Source organism: Nitrosomonas sp. TNE100, from assembly GCF_055387135.1.
Map to the genome: position 1 here is coordinate 2,048,008 of NZ_AP040997.1, position 19,516 is coordinate 2,067,523.

The window sequence follows — 19,516 nt, forward strand, 5'->3', positions numbered from 1 at the left end:
AAGCCAGCCTGACAGACGCACCAACAGATACTTCGAGCCTCTGACACTCATCTGATCGACGCTCAAACAATCCCATCCCACAAGCACCTCATGATATTTGCAGAAAACAATCTCTCATTAGCTATAACCCTGCAAATACCAGTTTGTTTCAACAAATCATACAAAATCTACATAAGTATTGGTTATTAACAATTACTTTGACTGAGCCATGTGTCTCTGATGCACCCAGTTAAAGTTAGCAAGGATAGTGTCGATATTGATTTCTTGGCAGGAGAATCACAACCTGTCCAAAAAACATAAGTCAAATAACCAAAAGATTTTATTTTGTTAATTTTCATATGGAGACTCAGAAGATGAAAAAAATTTTTTTGATTCTTGTAATATTTTTCGGGTTAAATTTATCCGTATTAGCTGGAGTAGACATCAATACAGCAAGTCAAATTGATCTTGAGTCGGTAAAAGGTTTGGGGCCGGCCAAAGCAAAAGCGATAATTGAATATCGAGAAAAACACGGTATGTTCAAGTCAGTAGGAGATCTAACCAATGTGAAGGGTATAGGTGTCGGGACGCTCAGACAATTAGGTGATCAGGTGAGTGTTCAAGAGGAAACTGCTTCAAATGAAGCTGAGGCGCATTAATTTAAAAATAGTGTCTTAGACATTATGTTTTAACCTGATGGTTAAGATTTATCGGGTAGTCAGCGCAGTATGATATAAGCTGCCCGATAAATCCATACAGTCAATAATTTCTGTGCCGGTTTAATTTACACAGATACCTTTAAAAAGTGAAATACGCACTTAAATCCAGCTTAAATGATTTTTCAGACAATTTTACTACAACACTATGGAATTTTCTCATCTACTGCTTGAAGTCACGCCAGCACCACATAAAAGTATCATCGATGAAAGGCTTCTTAAGATCGACTCCCACTTCGCGTAGAAACAAAATTATTTGATCCTGGATAGAGACGGCTCTCTAGTAGGCAAATAGAATTATCTAAATAATACCGGCTCCACCTGGTTTTTGGGAGAGATTACGACATGGGTATAACCAATCTGCATCATAACAACATCACATCAATAGCCATGTGACTTTCAACTACACATTTTTATCCACAGTATCCAGAATGATAACTTACTATCCAGAACCGTTATTACTATTCAATATTTGCCGATTCATGTTCATATCCAGATCCCTAGATACAAACACAAATCAGCCACAGCAAACTAATTAATCAGTATTTTCTATGTATTTTTTTCTTTTTGATTTTTTGAAGAGAAGAAGAAGTATCCACCGCCTATGACAATGATCAACAAGGGCCAGAAATACATATTCATCTTAAATTTGCCTCCTGTGCCCACAGCGAAAGGGAAGCGTGATACATGCTCTATTCCATTGTCCCTAACTGTTACCAGTCCTACAAAATTTCCTTCTGTGGGAAATGTATGTTCAAACGTGACTGATCCATTCGAGTACACTTTTGGAGGGATATGCATGACGGTAATCTCGTCAAGATTTCCTTCTTCCCCCGGCTCTGCACCTGTATCACGAATAATACGTACTTCTGTTGTTAACGGTCTCAGCGCTTCATCAATATAATCCAGTGCTACCACTGTACGACCAGTATTGGGTATATCCTCACAGAATTCCTGCTCTTGCGAGCTTTCAGGCTGGTAGCCCGTAAAGTGCATGGTATAAGGCCCAACCGTGAGTTTACACATATCCTCCGCCATAGACAGTCCGCCATGAGCATAAGCTTGCATCCAGCAGGTCATGCCCAGTAACATTCCAACCAGCCATTTAATGCCGGTTATTGTCCATCCTTTTGTCATCTATCTATCCTCCCTGTCTTTTATATTTTTGTCGCAAATCATGTCGGCACTCTCTATGAGACTGCCTGAATTTAATCGTCTTCAGATTTAAACCAGCTTTTTAAGCGGCCGGATTGTATCAGCTTATACAGCAGCCAACTCAGGAACAGGAGCGCAATTGCCGGGCCTGCCCAGGTGCGTGCAAGCTTGCCATAATCAACCATTTCAACTCGCAGCTGGTAATAATAATTTAGCGGAGGGACTCCTTCTGCCGTTACTATTACTGAATATAACCCTTTATCCAGTCTGCCTATTCCATTAATGACTCCATCGGGGTGATGAGCTGCATTGACCTGGATGATCATATCTCCTTCTTTTTCTTCACCTCTGAATACTTTCATACCCACCGGCATATCGCGCAAACCCAGGTCTATCAGATCCACAACCAAATAGGTATCTCCAGCCATTGGAATCTCCGTGCAATAATGCCCGCCCCGATCAAATTGAGGTTGATAGGTGTTCAGGTGCACCATATTTTCACCTATCTGGCGCACGCAGGTATCTTCCTCCAGTGATACACGACCATGCCCCAAGGCTGTATTCGTGTAACACAAGATGGCAAGAACACAAGTCATAAAAGCCAGTTGTACCGATTGCTTCAACATAATGACTCCTTGCTCCTGTCTTGATAAAAAACCACTTTTCTGCTTTTCCAACAGATGCTCTCTTCCCATTTTTATAATTCCTTTCAATTCAGTACTCAAGATACCGAATTTGACAGGCTGTCTGATGCTTTGTCTCAAAATCAGAATCACAATAAAAAACCGGTACACCTCTGCCTTGCGACAGGCGATGTACCGGTTCTTATTAACTAATACGCAGTACCTCAGTACTGTCTATTAGAGCTTGGTAAAGACTGGAATCACCGGACCAGCAATACTGTTGATATGGCGATTACCTTCTGAATCCCAAGACATTAACAGTCCGCCAAAACGGCTTTCCGGGTCACCCAGCAACGCCATCAGACGTTGGATTTCCCACAGAGCATCTTTGGCTTCCATCCTCAATTGCTTGGTCTCGCCTGGCTGAATTGCACCATCATCATCAAAATTCAAGCCTACTGCAACCAGTTCACGAGGATACTGTGGATCCAGGTACTTGCGGCCGGTACTGTTAACGAAACGAATACCTGCTGTGGTAAATTCACCAAATGTGACTGGTGTATCACCGTTGTTGGTTACTTCCATCGATACACGCAGTGCACGTCCCGGTACGTCATAGTTAGCATCTGTAATTTTGATTGCTACCGGATTTGGTGCTACCGGTAATGGTGCAACTTTGGATTGACCAGCCTGGATAGGTACTGTGTATGGATGCTTGGTTTCTGTATAGCGGTATCCACCCCATACTATCGCCAAGGTCAGGATTGCAAGTACCCAGGTGATTTTCTTATCCATCGGATCCAGCAACAGATCATCACCATAAGCGAGCAATACCCGGCTACGTGGCAGGAACATCGGACGCGCTACAAAGATACCAATCCAGAATATACCAATTGACATCCAGAGAATATGCCAGAAAATACCGTTTGACAGGTTGAATGTTTCCGAGTCAATTGTTTCGCCTGTCAGCAGCTTGAGTGGATTAGTAAAATCATCCCAGCTTCCGGTAACGTTCATCCATGCACCCGGTCCTGCAATTGGACCTGCATCTTTAACGTTTAACATGGCGTGCATGTGATGGCGTCCTGGAATACGTGCTCTCAGCTGAACTTCGAACGCATAGTCACGACCAATTTGCAGCGGACCTGAAATAAACCATGGGTGGCCATTAATCTTCGTACTCAAACGAACGTATACCGAACTTGGGCTACCTACGTTAAAGAATGCGAAATCCGGTCTTGCTGCCGCACGCGGCCAGTCTTCAGCCAAGTGAAATTTGCCGGTAATTTGGGCATTCTCATTGACTTTGGTTACTTCCGGACCCCATTTAACATCGTACCACTGTACTGTACGCATCCGAAGAAACGGTTCCTGGGATCGTTCTCCATGGGCTGCTACTGTTGAGACATCTAGTGTCACTGTCATGGTCAGTGCCGCCATTGCATAAACAGCAACGCCACAAAGTCCCATCATTCCACGTTTATAAAGGTTCTTGATACCCATTTTATTTGATCCCCTCTGGAAACCCTTCTTCACCAAATGCCGTAACATCATTGCGCTGTACAATACGTCCTCTTTTACCTTTAACGTAGAAGAAGGCTGTGCAGTAAACTTTTCCAAGATACCACCAGACTGCAAACATCAGCATGGATACAAACGCAGCGAAGAATGCCGCAATAACTGTGGTGTGACCACCAAAGGTACGTAATGAACCTTGTTCAATATGACGAACATACTCAGGTGTACCCGTACGAACATACAGGTGACCCATGTAGTCAGCCATCGACAACAGTGTTCCTTCTACAACGATTGGCAGATGGGTCGGGCCAAAGATTGGCCAGTTACCTGGGTAAAACATCAGGCCAAAGAATCCACCCCCAACCAATGCAGTCACCAACCAGTTACGTGTCAGATACATTGTGAAATCCAACATCAATGCACCCGGGAGCATGATACCTGGGGTTACAAAATTGAGTGGATAGTGTGACCACCAGTAGAAACCCCAGTAACGTGTCAGCCACTCACCTATCAGCAAACACACTACGCACAGAGTCGCACCAAATGGTTGACGGTAGTTGACCCACAGGTAATACATAATTGCCGAGCAATAGGTAATGCCTACAATAGGTGTTACTACAGGCCACCATTGACGATCTTTCCAGTCCATCCAGAAATCCCAGTCACCTGCCAACAACATGAAGTGCATATGGTAGGTACCTACCAACAGAACAACCAGAATCGGAAAATAAACCGCATCAATCAGGCGTGACATATGGACCGCTTCCGGCGGCATCTTGGCCGCTTTCAGGATCTCTTCTGTTCTAAATATACTCACCCTATCCTCCCCTCTTATAATTTAAAATTAACATCACGATTCCTCTTTTTCTTTAAGGTACCGCATTCCGATTACCGGCCGGCTAAACGTTAATTGCTTAACGTCAGCCAGTCATTTCTTTTTCCATATACCCCTTGAAATGTAGTTTCCCAGATTTCAAGGGGTATTCCGGACTAAGCTACAACCCGGTTATTCAGAATTTCTTTGCTTTGATTATTCCAGACCACGTCAGTCAGGTTGGAATAACGGGTAATGATTTGGGCAGCAACTCCACCCTGGAATAATCCAGCCCAACCGAGCACTACAAAACCCCAATGCAGCGGTGCGCTGAACAGCTCTTCCATGAACCAGAAAGCATGACCCCATTCATTCAGACCAACGTTTGGCAGAATCATCAGAGGACCTGCAATCGCCATCACCAGCGGGAAAGAAATTCCACGATGAAACAGCGGCAGACGGGTCATTGCATACAGATAGGTTGCAACTCCGCAGACGATGTACATCGGAAATGATCCATAAAACACGACTACGTGACTTGGTGTAAAGCTGGTGTCACGAATAATCACCTGGTGCCAGGAGGCATCTTGCTCCGTAAAGAAGCTACCACCCCAGTAAACACCAAAAATGTATACACCCAGCCACATCATGTAGTAGAAGTAGCGTTTGATTTCCAGTTTCGGATCCAGGTTATTCAATTGCTCTTCTGTATCACGTGTTTTCCAGATCCAGCCCCAGGTTACCAGTGCAAACAGCGGCATAATGGCCATGTGCACACGCCACAGGCCCATCCATACACGGTCAAACTCTGGTTCCATTGAATCCATTCCGTGTGAATAGGCAAAGTAACGTTGATACCATACCCAGAATATCGCCACCAACAACATGGTTATTAAACCAAATTTATAAAATTTGGAGTCATACCACAGTGACATGTCATAGCCTCTTGATGAGACTGATGAGGCACTGCTCGTTCCTAACGTAGTTGCCATCTCTTTATCCTCCTTTACACCACATTTTGTTAAAACCAGTAATGAAAATTAGAATTTTTCATTACTGTCCATCGCAAATAACCACATTTGAATCACGGTATTTGCTTGATTTTTGCCTCAGTATTTCTCATTTTGTTCCGGGAAGGCTTCTATACCCACACCAGATACATCCGAAAGACTAGTCACCTTGGCTCTTTTAGTCAAGCATTTTTATTCACACAACCACAAGGTTTAGTTAGTTAACACAAAATCAATTGATTGCAATAATCTTCACAGCACCCCCTCACAAAAACCAGATCATCCCTCAAAATAAAATAAACCATGAAAACTTTATGGATATAGGTTTGTATGCAACAGGATTTCCAGCTCGTTTGGTTTTATTTTTTCTGTAAAAACAGGTAGGTAAGCTCGTACTAGAAGCTTATAGGCGCCAAATTGGCGGCAAGCAGATTCTCTTTTGTTTTATTTTTTCTGAAATCTTAATCAACTACCCCCGTTTACATGGCGGGATACCTTATTATTGATGAAAATTTCTTCAATGACGATGAGTAGCGTGTGGAATAGCAGCTCTCAAATAGTAGACCATGGACCACAATGTCAAAATGGCGGCAATATAAATCAACCAGGTGCCAATCATTTGTGAATCGAATGAATCATGAACCCTATCATGGTAAAGCAATAGAGGAATTGCCACCATTTGCGCAGCTGTCTTGATCTTGCCCAAAAAGGAAACCGCCACACTTTTAGATTTGCCAATTTGCGCCATCCATTCACGCAGAGCAGAAATAGTAATTTCGCGGCCAATGATAATCAATGCGATCGATACATCAAGCCGATCCAAATGTACCAAAACAATCAGCGCAGCAGCTACCATCAACTTGTCAGCCACCGGATCAAGAAAAGCACCAAATGCGGAAGTTTGATTGAGTGCTCGGGCCAAGTAGCCATCCAGCCAATCAGTCAATGCGGCCCCCCCAAATACAATAGCTGCAACCAAGTTTTGCGCGGCTGGAGACAACCATTCTGATGGCAGGTAAAAAATACCAACAAACAGAGGAATAGCCATTATGCGCAGCCACGTCAAAGAATTGGGAAGATTCATCAGCATAACCAAAAGCACTCCAATCTGTTTCAGCCCATCACATTAGTAGGCAGATATTTATAATTTACTACAGACGTTCTCTCTACCCAGAGTAATCACGACTTACACCGGGCTTCACTTTAATGAGCTCAACAAGCTAATTTCTGGAGGCGTGCAGAAGCGATTGAACTGCAGCTTTCCAGCCTGCATACAATCGTTCTCTTTCGGTTTCTGTTATCGTAGGAGTATAGATTTTATCCCGCTGCCAATAACATCCAGTTACTTCCAGATCAGCAAACAAATCCACCGTCAGACCGGCCAGGATCGCTGCACCCAGTGCTGTTGCTTCCGTTATTTTTGGCACTTCCACCGGCTTGTTCAATATATCAGCAAGAAACTGACACATGAATTTGTTTGCTACCAGCCCTCCATCTACACGGATAATCTCGGCATGATGACCGCCATCCTCTTCTATCGCCGCCATTAGATCCCGGGTTTGGTAGCCTTGCGCTTCCAGTGCGGCACGTACAATATGCACCCGCGTTGTATCACGCGATAATCCGCTGATCATGCCTCGTACATCCGGCCGCCAATATGGCGCACCGAGACCAGTAAAGGCAGGCACAAAATACACTTCATTGCTGTCTGGCACACTGAGCGCCAATGCATCGCTCGCCGCAACCTCCTGAAAAAACTCCAGCTCGTCTCGCAACCATTGAATCGCTGCTCCGGCAATAAAAATAGACCCCTCGATAGCATAAACCATCTTACCGTTCAGACGATACGCTGGCGTGGTCAGTAAACGATGCTGCGAAGGCTTAAAATCCGAGCCGATATTCATGAGAGCAAAACAACCTGTACCGTAGGTAGACTTGACCATACCTGGCCGGAAGCATCTTTGCCCGATCAGTGCCGCATGCTGATCCCCTGCCATACCACCGATGGGAATTCCCCGTCCGAACAAGATCCGATCAGTCATCCCAAACCTGGCTGCGTTATCGCGAACTTCCGGCAGAATCGTTTCCGGGATATTGAACAATGTCAGCAAATCTGCATCCCATTTTTGCTCAACGATATTAAATAACAGTGTCCGCGCAGCATTCGTCACATCCGTAGCATGCACCTTCCCGCCGGTCAGGTGCCAGAGCAAATAACAATCCACTGTTCCAAATGCCAGCTCGCCACGCATTGCCCGAGAACGCACTCCTTCGACGTTATCCAGTATCCAGGCAATTTTAGTTGCAGAAAAATAAGGATCAAACAACAAGCCAGTCCGGGCTGTTACCATTGGCTCATACCCTTGAGCTCTTAATTGCTCACAACCAATATCGGTGCGACGATCCTGCCAGACAATGGCAGGATAAACAGGCTTACCGGTTTTACGATCCCACAAAATAGTTGTTTCACGCTGATTAGTAATGCCGATAGCAGCAACCGACCCTACCATACTGACATTGTGTTCCAGTACCGCATGACAAACTTCGAGCGTATCCTGCCAGATAGCTTCTGGATTCTGTTCGACCCACCCCTTGTGTGGATAATGTAGCTTCAGCTCTTTCTGTTGCACCGCGAGAATTTCCAATGTTGCCGAAAATAGAATGGCACGAGTGCTGGTTGTTCCCTGATCGATTGCCAGAATCACTGGCTGGTTATTCATAACTGGTTTTATACAAAGAACAAAAGAATTCCAGAAAACAGCATGTTCACTTACCGATAATATTCACCGGAACGCTCAGGCTGATAGGTTACTTCTACAATACGCACACGCAATACCCCTCCGCCTGGTTTTGGCCATTCAATTTCATCTCCCTGTGAAAGTCCCAGCAGGGCACTTCCTACTGGTGCAAGGATCGAGATCTTCTCGCCACTGGTATCGACATCCTTTGGATAGACCAGCGTCAGACAAAACTCCTCGGCCGAAGACTCAACCCTAAATCTGACAGTTGAGTTCATTGTGACCACAGTGGGCGGAATTTCCTCTGGGTCCACCACGTCAGCGCGCGCAAGCTCGGCTTCCAGATCATCTCTTCCTGGAAATACACTCTGGGGAAGAGAATCCAGCAACATTTCTAATCTCTCCGCATCAAGCGAAGAAATCATTATTTTTGGTTTCACACTCATTTTTACATTCCTCTAATTTGGTCGTTCACGTGAATCACTGCGGAAAACAGCCTCACTGCCTGAAAAAAAACAACTCTTCCGGAACAGCACTGTCAATGGGAATAACTGATTGGCAGGAGCAACTGGTTACAGCCACACCTTATTATGAAGAAACAGCAGCATCAAGTATTCGTGCTTGAAAAGACAAAAAGCGCCCTGCAATTGCCATTAATATGGCTCATCCACCTATGGCGCTTGTCAGGGCAGTATAGCTTACCGATATCTCATTGGCCAGTGCATCCCAATTTCAGAAAGTATCTTCATTTCGCGTGGAAAAACGATACCCGGCCCCTCTTACTGTCTGGATCAAATCGGCTTTTCCAGCAACCTCCAGCACCTTGCGCAACCGGCGTATGTGAACGTCAACTGTCCGATCTTCGACAAAAACATGATCACCCCATACCCGATCCAATAATTGAGCACGAGTATGCACACGCTCAGCATGAGCCATCAGAAAATGCAGCAATCGAAATTCGGTGGGACTGACCAGTAATTCCTTTTCTCGAAATCCATCTTCCTGATCGATGACTGTTACCCGATGCGTCATCGGGTTCAACCTCACTCCCTCAGCATCGAGAATTTCATCAGAAGCTTCAGGCAGACTCCTGCGCAAAACTGCCTTTATCCGGGCGATCAGCTCGCGTGGTGAAAATGGCTTGGTAATGTAATCGTCCGCTCCTGCTTCCAGCCCGGACACTTTGTCACCTTCCTCTACCCGGGCAGTCAGCATAATGACAGGAATCGACCTGGTACGCGGATCTCGTCGCAGTGATCGCGCAAATTCGATGCCACTTTTACCCAGGAGCATCCAGTCCAGTAATATCAGGTCCGGCAATATCTCATTAATCTTTACTACCGCTTGTTCGGCACTATTTACACATACAACAATATAGTTCGCATTGCGCAGATTATAGGCAATCAACTCCTGAATTGCTGGCTCATCTTCTACCACCAAAACCGTTGCAGACATCTTTCATCTCACTGAGGGGATATGGCTAACAGCACGAATTATGCAAGGCAATGATGACATAGCAATGACTTCCTGAAAACTTGTTTTGTTGACAATATAGCCATGCGGGATACGCCTGGCGCATGGTCATATAATATTTTCAGGATGCGAGGAGATTATCAGAGCCATCCTGGAGGAAACTGCTTGTGAAACTCTGGGAGAGAGGGAGTTATATTGATTTGTAATGCCGCATAAATAAACAGTTTTTGGATTAATAATTTGTACATACTTGTTCAGTCCCGGATGATTGTATAGATAAAACTCGTTATCCGCTGTTCATGGCGCGAGCTGTCATGAGAGAGCTGATAGAATCCTTCAGGCCATCCGGGAGAGCCATGAAATGATATAGCTTTACATAAGAATGCTCGTACTACACCAGCGATACGGGCTGAAATTGCCGCAAGCGTTGACTCTGCTGCGGTGCTGGCGCAACGCTATGACGTCACCGAACAGACGATCTGCAAATGGAAGCATCGCGATGTTTTTACCGATCGGTCACATACGCCACACCGGCTGCAGACTACGCTTACACCAGCACAAGAAGCCATTGTGATTTATCTGCGTCGCTCACTGCTGCTGCCTTTGGATGATCTGCTGGCCATCACCCGTGAATTTTTATGCCCTGACGTCTCTCGCTCCGGGCTGGGCAGATGCTTGCAACGCCATGGTGTGGGTAATCTTAATGTGTGCTCAAACCCAAAGAAGCGCAACCCGCACACAAGGCTTTCAAGCATTATCAACCCGGTTATATCCATATCGACATCAAATACCTGCCACAAATGCAAGATGAACACCGCAGGCGCTACCTGTTGATAGCAATAGAAAGGGCCACCCGTTGGGTGTATGTGGCCACCAAACCCAACAAAACCGCAGCCAGCGCCCAGTGCCGGAGCATTTCTGAAGGCGCTGCACAATGCCTGTCCGATCAGGATTACTCGTATGCTGACAGACAACGGCAAGGAATTTACTGACAGACTGTTTGCCAGCCGTGAACGTAATCCCAGTGGCAATCATCAGTTTGACCAGCTGTGCCAGGAACTCGGTATCGAACATCGCCTGACCCGGCCACACACTGCGCAAACCAATAGGATGGTCGAACGTTTCAACAGACATATTACTGACGTACTCAAAATATATCGCTTCAATAGCGCTGAAGATCTGGAACAGACCCTGATACGTTATGTCAGTCTGTAAACCCGCAACTACCACTGTCTGCCCTCAAGAGTAAAGCTCCAATGCAGGCCATGAATGAATGGCATAAAACTCATCCCCATCTCTTTCATAAAAAACCATACAATCATCCGGGATGCGACAATTAGCATCTATGCCAAGCAACTGCCATCTATCGTTGCAGACAATAAAAAACCCGCAATATTTTAAACATGCTGGTTTTCTACATTGTCGTATACGGTTGTATACTAGCAATTGGCGGAGAGAGAGGGATTCGAACCCTCGATAAGCTTTTTGAGCCTATACTCCCTTAGCAGGGGAGCGCCTTCGACCTCTCGGCCATCTCTCCGTAAATGATATTTCTTGCAGCTTCTTAGACGGCTTACAATTTAAAGAGCTAACAATATTAACATGATTTCACATCAATGTTGTTCGCCTGATCCAGATCAAAGGCCTTATGCAAAACCCGGACAGCCAACTCCATATATTTCTCATCTACTACGACAGAAATCTTGATTTCTGAAGTTGCGATCATTCGAATATTAATCCCTTCCTCAGCCAGAACACGAAACATTTTACTGGCTATGCCAGCATAAGAACGCATCCCTACACCAATCACCGAAATCTTGGCTATCTTTTCTCCACCAATCACATCACGAGCACCAATATGCGGCAACACCTGTTCTTTCAGGATATCCATTGTCCGGGTGTATTCATTGCGGTTAACCGTGAATGAAAAATCAGTGGTACCGTCACGTCCTATATTTTGAATGATCATATCCACGTCGATATTGGCATCTGCAACCGGACCCAGTATCTGATAAGCAATACCCGGATGATCTGGCACACCAACAACCGTGATCTTCGATTCGTCACGATTAAATGCAATTCCTGAGATTATAGGCTGTTCCATCTTGTTATCTTCCTCAAACGTGATCAGCGTACCTTCACCCTCTTCAAAACTGGAAAGAACCCTTAGCTTGACCTTGTATTTCCCGGCAAATTCTACCGAACGTATCTGCAGCACCTTGGAGCCCAAACTGGCCATCTCAAGCATTTCTTCAAAGGTAATAGTATTCAGTTTTCGAGCTTCCGGCACTACTCGTGGATCTGTTGTGTAAATACCATTGACGTCCGTATAGATTTGGCATTCATCAGCTTTGAGTGCTGCAGCAAGTGCCACTGCAGTCGTATCTGAGCCACCTCGCCCGAGTGTAGTGATATCACCCGCTTCGTCCCTACCCTGGAATCCGGCAACGATAATCACATTGCCAGCAGTCAAATCAGCACGAATATGATCTTCATCAATCTTCAAGATACGCGCCTTGGTATGAGCACTATCAGTTGTGATACTGACCTGGGGACCGGTATAACTTTTTGCCTTGATACCCAGTTCACGCAAAGCCATTGCCAGCAACCCGATCGTAACCTGCTCACCCGTTGCCAGAACAACATCCAGTTCACGAGGATTTGGATTGGTTTGAATTTCCTTTGCCAAAGAGATAAGGCGATTTGTCTCCCCACTCATGGCAGACACAACAATCACCAGTTTGTGTCCCTGCGCCTGGAATTCAGCCACTCGGCGCGCAACCTGCTTAATGCGCTCAACGCTGCCTACCGAAGTGCCGCCATACTTTTGAACAAGGAACGCCACGAAAGATATCTCTCAGAAATAAATAATTAAACGGTCGGAAATTCTACACAGTTCTTCGGAAGAATTCTATTTCAGGATTCTGAACAAAAATACCAGGCTTCTCTGCATCAAAGCCTTACCGTAGCGTCATCATTATTCTGCAAAAAACGGTTTTGCCGACTGACTCACACACATTACATCACACCCAGTCAGATTCCATAGCCGGAATAGATTTATTATTCCCGGGCAAAACCGCTATTTGCCGCAGAAAATTAGAAAGTAATTCCCAGTTCCCGCAACGTTTCTTTGGTTATTTTTCCTTCGGCCAAACCATGCTGTTTCTGGAAATCCACCAATGCATTTTGAGTACGAGGGCCCATCATGCCATCTGCCGCCCCGGGATTTAGACCCGCATCCTTCAACGCCTTCTGAATTTTACGAATCAGATCCGGTGTAGCTTTGACAACTTCCAACCCATCATTGACAGTTTCTTTTATTGCCTCATTTACTTTTGGAGTCTCTGCCAGAACAGAATCAGCTTTTTCAGCAAAATTCCCAGCAGTTTCTTCCAATTCGTGTTTTACATCATCACCCTCAGCATTGACTGCCGATCCGGTTCGTTGAATAATTTCATCTGCTCTTGCCAGTATGGATTCCAATGATTCTTCTGTCGCTTCTGCTGCTTCTCCAGCTTCAGATAGTCCCGGTTCAACTGCACTCTCATTACTCTGAGCAGCTTTCGAAGTTATCTCTGGCTGATTTTGCTTGGCGGTTTCTTCAGGTTGGTCACCGCAACCGGAAATAACTCCAACAAGAAACAGAACCAAAACACTCTTTGCAAAACGATCAGAATTTATTCTTTTCATTTCTGAATTTCCCCGTAAAAAATCGATGCATTTTTTAGATACTCTCGGTACTAAAACCAAGCCCGAAAACTCCATCTCCCTAATTGAATCATCCCCAGATCAAGTAAACACACTCCTGATACACATTCTTCCGCAACGTGGTTATTTTACTCTACGTGATTATACGAAACCTGTTTGACAAGGTTAATAATGTATCAGGTTAAAAAATAAAATCACACAGAATTGACAGCAATATGTAATCTGGTGCCAGCCGAGGAAACACCGAATTACAGTCAACAGGCCATAAAACAATAGACAGCCTGCATATAAATTATAAATGCTCGAATTTCAGGTTGATCAGATTACGCTATATAGCCCTATGCATCAGTCATTTATTCGTGTGTTTCACCCACATCACTCTGGATTTCAATAATTCACAAGTTAGCGCATACACCGTGCCAAATCGGTCCCGGCAAATATTTTTAGGAAATTACCATGAACGAAACCATTCTTGTCCTCAATGCCGGTTCATCCAGTATCAAATACGCACTCTATCGAACAACATACGAAAGTATATCGATAATCTGCCGGGGAAAAATCGAGATCGGCAGCAATACTTCATCCCAGTTTCAAGTCAGGGATTCCCGAGGAGAATTACTCTGGCAGCAGCACCTTCACGTTCCCCATCATGAAAGTGCGATAGAAGTGATTTTACAATGGCTGGAGACACAAACAGATAAACAACGACCAACGGTAGTAGGCCATCGCGTCGTTCACGGCGGTATATTATTTGACCAGCCAGTCATCATCAATGAGCAAGTCATCACCCAACTGTTCCAACTGGTTCCACTGGCGCCTCTGCATCAGCTTGACAGCCTGGCGGGAATTGAAACATTAAAACGACTCAAGCCAGATTTGCCACAGGTTGCTTGTTTCGACACCAGTTTTCATCGTACCATGCCTGATGAAGAACGGATTTATGCACTACCTAGCCATTTAACAGATCAGGGAATCCAGCGTTATGGTTTTCATGGCCTTTCCTACGAGTATATTGCCCATATTCTGCACGATCATCTAGGCGATCGTGCAGCAGGACGCATCGTAGTAGCGCATCTTGGCAATGGTGCCAGCCTGTGCGCTTTGCGGCAGGGCAAAAGTATCGCCACTACGATGGGATTCACACCATTAGAAGGTTTGCCGATGGGTACACGTTGCGGCAACCTCGATCCGGCAGTATTGCTCTATCTGATGCGGGAGCAACAAATGAATCACGACATGCTGACAGACTTATTGTATCGTCACGCTGGCTTACTAGGTGTTTCCGGCATCAGCGCCGATATGCGTACGTTATTAGCCAGCAATGCCCCCCGCGCCAAACATGCCGTTGACCTGTTCATCTGGCAGGTATGCCGCCAACTGGGTGCAATGATAGCCGTACTGGAAGGTATCGATGGTTTGATTTTCACTGCTGGCATCGGCGAACATGCACCACAGATCCGAGCAGGGATCTGTGCTCGCCTCAAATGGCTGTCGATCAAGCTTGACGAGTCTGCCAATCAAGCCAATGCCATTCGTATCAGCACTGCTGAAAGCCATATCCCGGTCCTCGTTTTGCCAACCGATGAAGAGAGCATCATCGCTCACCATACATTACGACTCATCATGGCGTAACTTGGGGCGATTCCAGATAACCTGACCTTAATGAGGTATTCAACATGACTCAGACCCCACAATCTCTCACGCCGGATGTACTGCAAAAAATAGACGCTTATTGGCGTGCCGCCAACTACCTTTCAGTCGGCCAGATCTACTTGCTCGACAACCCCTTGCTGCAAGCTCCGCTGACATTGCAACACATCAAGCCCCGTTTGCTAGGACATTGGGGAACGACACCTGGACTCAATTTCATCTATGCCCATCTCAATCGCGTCATCCTACGTGATGATCTGAATATGATCTACATAGCTGGTCCCGGCCACGGCGGGCCTGCGCTGGCTGCCAACACTTATTTGGAAGGCACTTACTCTGAATATTATCCTGATATTTCGCAGGATATCCAGGGGATAAAGCATCTGTTCCGCCAATTTTCCTTTCCAGGCGGAATTGGCAGTCATGCCACGCCAGAAATCCCTGGTTCCATCAATGAAGGGGGGGAGCTCGGTTATTCACTTTCCCATGCCTTCGGTGCGGTGTTCGACAATCCGGGTCTGATCGCAGCCTGTGTCGTAGGTGATGGAGAAGCAGAAACCGGGCCATTGGCAGCTGCCTGGCATTCCAACAAATTTCTTAACCCAGCTCAAGATGGTGTAGTGCTGCCGATCTTACATCTGAACGGCTATAAAATTGCTAACCCCACCATTCTGGCACGTATTAGCCGTGAAGAACTGAATCAGCTGTTCTATGGCCACGGCTATCGGCCATACATCGTTGAAGGAGAAGATCCACTGGCCATGCATCAGCTCATGGCCAGTACACTAGATCAGGTATTGACTGAAATCAGATCGATCCAGGCCCAAGCCCGACTCGAGGGCGTAACCCAGTATCCCCGCTGGCCCATGATCATCCTGCGCACCCCGAAGGGATGGACTGGACCCAAAACAGTCGATGGCCTGAAAATAGAAGGCTCCTGGCGTTCCCATCAAGTACCCCTCTCAGAGCTGGCAAAAAAACCGGAACATCTCCAGCAACTTGAAGCTTGGCTCAAAAGCTACCGTCCAGAGGAGCTGTTCGATACTCACGGACGGCTGATTGAACCACTCCAGGCATTGGCACCGCTTGGTAATCGGAGAATGGGTGCCAACCCGCATGCTAATGGTGGATTACTGAAAGAACCACTGCATATGCCAGATTTCCGGGAATACGCGGTTGAGGTTGCACAACCCGGCCAGATTGAAGCTGAAGCGACCCGGGTCATGGGCAGCTTCCTGAGAGACATCATGCGCCTGAATCTAAGAAGCTGTAACTTTCGGGTATTTGGGCCGGATGAAACAGCTTCCAACCGATTGGGAAACCTGTATGAGGTCACACCCAAAACATGGTTGGCCGAAACTTTAGCTGAGGATGAACACTTGGCGCCAGATGGCCGAGTAATGGAAATTCTCAGTGAACACCTTTGTCAAGGATGGCTGGAAGGCTATCTACTGACTGGGCGGCATGGTCTTTTTTCCTGCTATGAAGCATTCATTCACATCATCGATTCGATGTTCAACCAGCATGCCAAATGGCTAAAAATCAGCAAGGAAATCCCATGGCGCAGACCCATCGCCTCACTCAATTATTTGCTGACTTCCCACGTCTGGCGTCAGGATCATAACGGATTTTCCCATCAAGATCCTGGTTTCATTGATCATGTGATCAACAAAAAAGCCGACACCATCCGTATTTATCTACCGCCTGATGCTAACTGTCTATTGTATGTCACAGACAAATGTCTGCGCAGCAGTAATTTCGTTAATGTCATCGTTGCCGGGAAGCAGCCACAACTGCAGTGGTTGGATATGGATGCCGCGATCAAGCATTGCACGGCCGGTATCGGCATATGGGGATGGGCCAGTAACGACCAGGACGGCGAGCCTGATGTCGTCATTGCCTGCGCCGGAGATGTTCCAACTATTGAGGCCCTAGCTGCTGTGAGCATTCTACATGAACACCTGCCTGACCTGCGTATCCGGGTGATCAACGTCGTTGATCTGATGACTCTGCAGCATCACCTGGAACATCCGAAAGGTCTATCTGACCGGGAATTCGACACCTTGTTCACCACAGACAAACCTATCATTTTTGCCTATCACGGCTACCCTTGGCTAATTCACCGCCTAACCTACCGTCGTACCAACCACCATAATTTGCATGTGCGCGGCTATAAGGAAGAAGGCACTACTACCACACCGTTCGATATGGTGGTACTTAATGACATGGATCGCTTCCATCTGGTTGATGACGTCATCGACCGCGTTTCCCATCTGGGTTATAACGCAGCCTATCTCAGACAAATTATGCGTGACAAACTGATCGAGCACCGCGAATATATCAACCGCCACGGTGAAGATATGCCGGAAATCAGAGATTGGAAATGGACGACACTATCGTGATATCAATAATATAACCATCAACTGGATTTGTTTTATGTTGTCTATAGCTGTTTAGTCCCACGATAAGCGAGGATATCTTACACCAGCATTCGTGGGACTAAAGGTCGCGTCCCAGATGGTTGTATGGTTTTTTATGAAAGAGGTGGGAATGAGTTTTATACCATTCTCCCATGGCCTGCATTGGAGTTTTACTCTTGAGGGCAGACAGCGGTAGTTGCGGGTTTACAGGCTGGCATAACGTATCAGGGTCTGTTCCAGATCTTCAGCGCTATTGAATCGATATATTTTGAGTACGTCAGTAATATGTCTGTTGAAACGTTCGACCATTCCATTGGTTTGCGCAGTGCGTGGCCTCCGGGTCAGGTGATGTTCGATACCGAGTTCCTGGCACAGTTGGCCAAACTGATGATTGTCACTGGGGTTGCGTTCATGGCTGGCGAACAGTCTGTCAGAATACGGGAATCCTGATCTGACTGGTTGTTCTCACGTCGACAAATACCCTGTAGCCGTTCTCTGATGCAGTAACTGTCTTCTTGCTTCCTGTCACCCTAATCTGCTTTTTCCTTCTGTATCATCATGCACTTCGAGGCAATTACCTCCATCAGATCGCGCCAGGAATCTACAAATTTTTTGGCTCCCTCTTCCTGCAGCCTGGCAGCAAGAGCATCAATATCAATCCCTGCTCCAGCAAATTGTTGCAGAACGGCTTCACTGTCACCGCCATCAACAGGCATAGTTCCACCACTCAAATCACCATGATCTACCAGCGCACTCAAAGTCTTCTCAGGCATGGTGTTAATTGTAAAAGGTGCAACAAGCGCTGTCACGTAAAGCACATCAGAAGCCTTGGGATCCTTGGTACCTGTACTAGCCCACAATAAACGCTGCGGCCGTGCACCCGCATTGTAGATACGCAACCAGCGGGCGGAGCCAAGCTGTTCGCATACCGCTTTATAGGTGCGATGAGCAATGGCAATACCTAGTTTGTTCTGTAATGCTTCTGGAACCTTGCCAGCCACTGCCGCATCCCACCGGCTGATAAACAGGGATGCAACGGAGATCACATCAGGATTCAGTCCAGCTTCGATACGCCGCTCAATTCCACGCAGATAAGCCTCGGCTGCCGCCACATACTGCTCACGGCTGAATAATAAAGTCACATTGATCGGAATTCCGGAAAAAATTGCTTCTTCAATGGCAGGCAAACCTTCCCTGGTTCCTGGAATCTTGATCAGAAGATTCGGCCGCTCCACCTGACTATGCAAATCCCTTACAGCTGCAATGGTACTGGCGGTATCGTATGCCAATAGAGGAGATACTTCTAACGATACCCAACCATCAATGCCATTGGTACGGTCATAAATCGGACGAAATAAATCAGCAGCCTGAGTAAGATCCTCTAGCGCCAGATCGAAAAAAATTACCTCACCCGATTTTCCTTGTGCCAGATCAGCACGGATGGAAGCATCATAAGCATCGCTATGCTTGATCGCATGGTTAAAAATTGTCGGGTTCGAGGTTAACCCTGTTACTGACAGCTCATTGATATAACGTTTGAGTGTGCCATTAATTAATAAATCACGTGTAATGTTATCGAGCCAGAGACTCTGGCCGAGATTATGCAAAAGTTGTGTCGCTTTCATAATTCTGCTCCTTGGAAAATCGCCGGACCGATAACTGCGCGCCGGCAATACCCAGTATACGTGCATCAGATAAAATCGCTATGGCTG

15 protein-coding genes, 1 tRNA gene and 2 pseudogenes are annotated in these 19,516 nt (G+C 46.2%); 4 read left to right on the forward strand and 14 right to left on the reverse strand.

Going from position 1 to position 19,516, the window contains the following annotated elements:
- The first annotated feature begins 353 nt into the window (after positions 1-353).
- A complete protein-coding gene (locus tag ACZ5EJ_RS09770; protein ID WP_011635093.1) occupies positions 354-638 on the forward strand; it encodes a ComEA family DNA-binding protein in 285 nt (94 codons plus the stop codon).
- A 606-nt stretch (positions 639-1,244) separates the two neighbouring features.
- Here ACZ5EJ_RS09770 and ACZ5EJ_RS09775 read toward each other — a convergent pair.
- From ACZ5EJ_RS09775 to phoB, 9 genes are all read right to left on the reverse strand, one after another.
- Positions 1,245-1,832, reverse strand: a complete 588-nt coding sequence (locus tag ACZ5EJ_RS09775) for a hypothetical protein (protein ID WP_074456501.1) — start codon at positions 1,830-1,832, stop codon at positions 1,245-1,247.
- A 71-nt stretch (positions 1,833-1,903) separates the two neighbouring features.
- Entirely contained in the window at positions 1,904-2,545 is a 642-nt protein-coding gene (locus tag ACZ5EJ_RS09780; RefSeq protein ID WP_107818444.1) for a hypothetical protein, read from the reverse strand.
- A 165-nt stretch (positions 2,546-2,710) separates the two neighbouring features.
- On the reverse strand, positions 2,711-3,976 hold the full coding sequence (locus tag ACZ5EJ_RS09785) for a methane monooxygenase/ammonia monooxygenase subunit B (protein ID WP_074456502.1): 1,266 nt from the start codon (positions 3,974-3,976) through the stop codon (positions 2,711-2,713).
- Between the two features lies 1 nt (position 3,977).
- Positions 3,978-4,808, reverse strand: a complete 831-nt coding sequence (locus ACZ5EJ_RS09790; protein ID WP_011635097.1) for a methane monooxygenase/ammonia monooxygenase subunit A — start codon at positions 4,806-4,808, stop codon at positions 3,978-3,980.
- Between the two features lie 173 nt (positions 4,809-4,981).
- Complete coding sequence (locus ACZ5EJ_RS09795; protein WP_011635098.1) at positions 4,982-5,797, reverse strand: methane monooxygenase/ammonia monooxygenase subunit C; 816 nt, start codon at positions 5,795-5,797, stop codon at positions 4,982-4,984.
- 535 nt (positions 5,798-6,332) lie between these two features.
- Positions 6,333-6,905, reverse strand: coding sequence for a CDP-diacylglycerol--glycerol-3-phosphate 3-phosphatidyltransferase (gene pgsA / locus ACZ5EJ_RS09800; protein WP_011635099.1), 573 nt, complete (start codon positions 6,903-6,905; stop codon positions 6,333-6,335).
- A 130-nt stretch (positions 6,906-7,035) separates the two neighbouring features.
- Positions 7,036-8,535, reverse strand: coding sequence for a glycerol kinase GlpK (gene glpK / locus ACZ5EJ_RS09805; protein WP_074456505.1), 1,500 nt, complete (start codon positions 8,533-8,535; stop codon positions 7,036-7,038).
- 50 nt (positions 8,536-8,585) lie between these two features.
- A complete protein-coding gene (gene rnk / locus ACZ5EJ_RS09810; protein ID WP_011635101.1) occupies positions 8,586-8,999 on the reverse strand; it encodes a nucleoside diphosphate kinase regulator in 414 nt (137 codons plus the stop codon).
- 286 nt (positions 9,000-9,285) lie between these two features.
- Positions 9,286-10,008, reverse strand: coding sequence for a phosphate regulon transcriptional regulator PhoB (gene phoB / locus ACZ5EJ_RS09815; protein WP_074456504.1), 723 nt, complete (start codon positions 10,006-10,008; stop codon positions 9,286-9,288).
- 384 nt (positions 10,009-10,392) lie between these two features.
- Between phoB and ACZ5EJ_RS09820 the strand changes: the two are divergent.
- Positions 10,393-11,366: pseudogene (locus ACZ5EJ_RS09820) on the forward strand (IS481 family transposase).
- A 107-nt stretch (positions 11,367-11,473) separates the two neighbouring features.
- Here ACZ5EJ_RS09820 and ACZ5EJ_RS09825 read toward each other — a convergent pair.
- The 3 genes from ACZ5EJ_RS09825 to ACZ5EJ_RS09835 all read right to left on the reverse strand — a co-directional run bounded on the left by ACZ5EJ_RS09825 (position 11,474) and on the right by ACZ5EJ_RS09835 (position 13,791).
- Positions 11,474-11,566, reverse strand: a tRNA-Ser gene (locus ACZ5EJ_RS09825).
- Between the two features lie 57 nt (positions 11,567-11,623).
- Positions 11,624-12,871: an aspartate kinase gene (locus tag ACZ5EJ_RS09830; protein ID WP_074455892.1), complete on the reverse strand. Its 1,248-nt coding sequence runs from the start codon at positions 12,869-12,871 to the stop codon at positions 11,624-11,626.
- Between the two features lie 251 nt (positions 12,872-13,122).
- On the reverse strand, positions 13,123-13,791 hold the full coding sequence (locus ACZ5EJ_RS09835; RefSeq protein ID WP_256201560.1) for a peptidoglycan-binding domain-containing protein: 669 nt from the start codon (positions 13,789-13,791) through the stop codon (positions 13,123-13,125).
- Between the two features lie 399 nt (positions 13,792-14,190).
- Between ACZ5EJ_RS09835 and ACZ5EJ_RS09840 the strand changes: the two genes are divergently transcribed.
- A complete protein-coding gene (locus ACZ5EJ_RS09840; RefSeq protein ID WP_074455893.1) occupies positions 14,191-15,366 on the forward strand; it encodes an acetate/propionate family kinase in 1,176 nt (391 codons plus the stop codon).
- Between the two features lie 44 nt (positions 15,367-15,410).
- The gene (locus ACZ5EJ_RS09845) at positions 15,411-17,786 is read left to right on the forward strand and encodes a phosphoketolase family protein (RefSeq protein WP_074455894.1); all 2,376 of its coding nucleotides are present in this window, start codon (positions 15,411-15,413) and stop codon (positions 17,784-17,786) included.
- 97 nt (positions 17,787-17,883) lie between these two features.
- On the opposite strand, the pseudogene ACZ5EJ_RS09850 reads toward ACZ5EJ_RS09845, so the two are convergent.
- Positions 17,884-18,242 (reverse strand): annotated as a pseudogene (locus ACZ5EJ_RS09850) (integrase core domain-containing protein); the annotation flags it as partial.
- Positions 18,243-18,334: 92 nt separating this feature from the next.
- On the reverse strand, positions 18,335-19,429 hold the full coding sequence (tal, locus tag ACZ5EJ_RS09855) for a transaldolase (protein ID WP_074455896.1): 1,095 nt from the start codon (positions 19,427-19,429) through the stop codon (positions 18,335-18,337).
- Positions 19,430-19,516 lie beyond the last annotated feature (87 nt).

Coding starts and splice junctions, on each gene's coding strand:
- ACZ5EJ_RS09770 (WP_011635093.1), top strand. CDS start 354: ATGAAAAAAATTTTTTTGATTCTTGTAATATTTTTCGGGTTAAATTTA.
- ACZ5EJ_RS09775 (WP_074456501.1), bottom strand. CDS start 1,832: ATGACAAAAGGATGGACAATAACCGGCATTAAATGGCTGGTTGGAATG.
- ACZ5EJ_RS09780 (WP_107818444.1), bottom strand. CDS start 2,545: ATGGGAAGAGAGCATCTGTTGGAAAAGCAGAAAAGTGGTTTTTTATCA.
- ACZ5EJ_RS09785 (WP_074456502.1), bottom strand. CDS start 3,976: ATGGGTATCAAGAACCTTTATAAACGTGGAATGATGGGACTTTGTGGC.
- ACZ5EJ_RS09795 (WP_011635098.1), bottom strand. CDS start 5,797: ATGGCAACTACGTTAGGAACGAGCAGTGCCTCATCAGTCTCATCAAGA.
- pgsA (WP_011635099.1), bottom strand. CDS start 6,905: ATGCTGATGAATCTTCCCAATTCTTTGACGTGGCTGCGCATAATGGCT.
- glpK (WP_074456505.1), bottom strand. CDS start 8,535: ATGAATAACCAGCCAGTGATTCTGGCAATCGATCAGGGAACAACCAGC.
- rnk (WP_011635101.1), bottom strand. CDS start 8,999: ATGAGTGTGAAACCAAAAATAATGATTTCTTCGCTTGATGCGGAGAGA.
- phoB (WP_074456504.1), bottom strand. CDS start 10,008: ATGTCTGCAACGGTTTTGGTGGTAGAAGATGAGCCAGCAATTCAGGAG.
- ACZ5EJ_RS09835 (WP_256201560.1), bottom strand. CDS start 13,791: ATGGAGTTTTCGGGCTTGGTTTTAGTACCGAGAGTATCTAAAAAATGC.
- ACZ5EJ_RS09840 (WP_074455893.1), top strand. CDS start 14,191: ATGAACGAAACCATTCTTGTCCTCAATGCCGGTTCATCCAGTATCAAA.
- ACZ5EJ_RS09845 (WP_074455894.1), top strand. CDS start 15,411: ATGACTCAGACCCCACAATCTCTCACGCCGGATGTACTGCAAAAAATA.
- tal (WP_074455896.1), bottom strand. CDS start 19,429: ATGAAAGCGACACAACTTTTGCATAATCTCGGCCAGAGTCTCTGGCTC.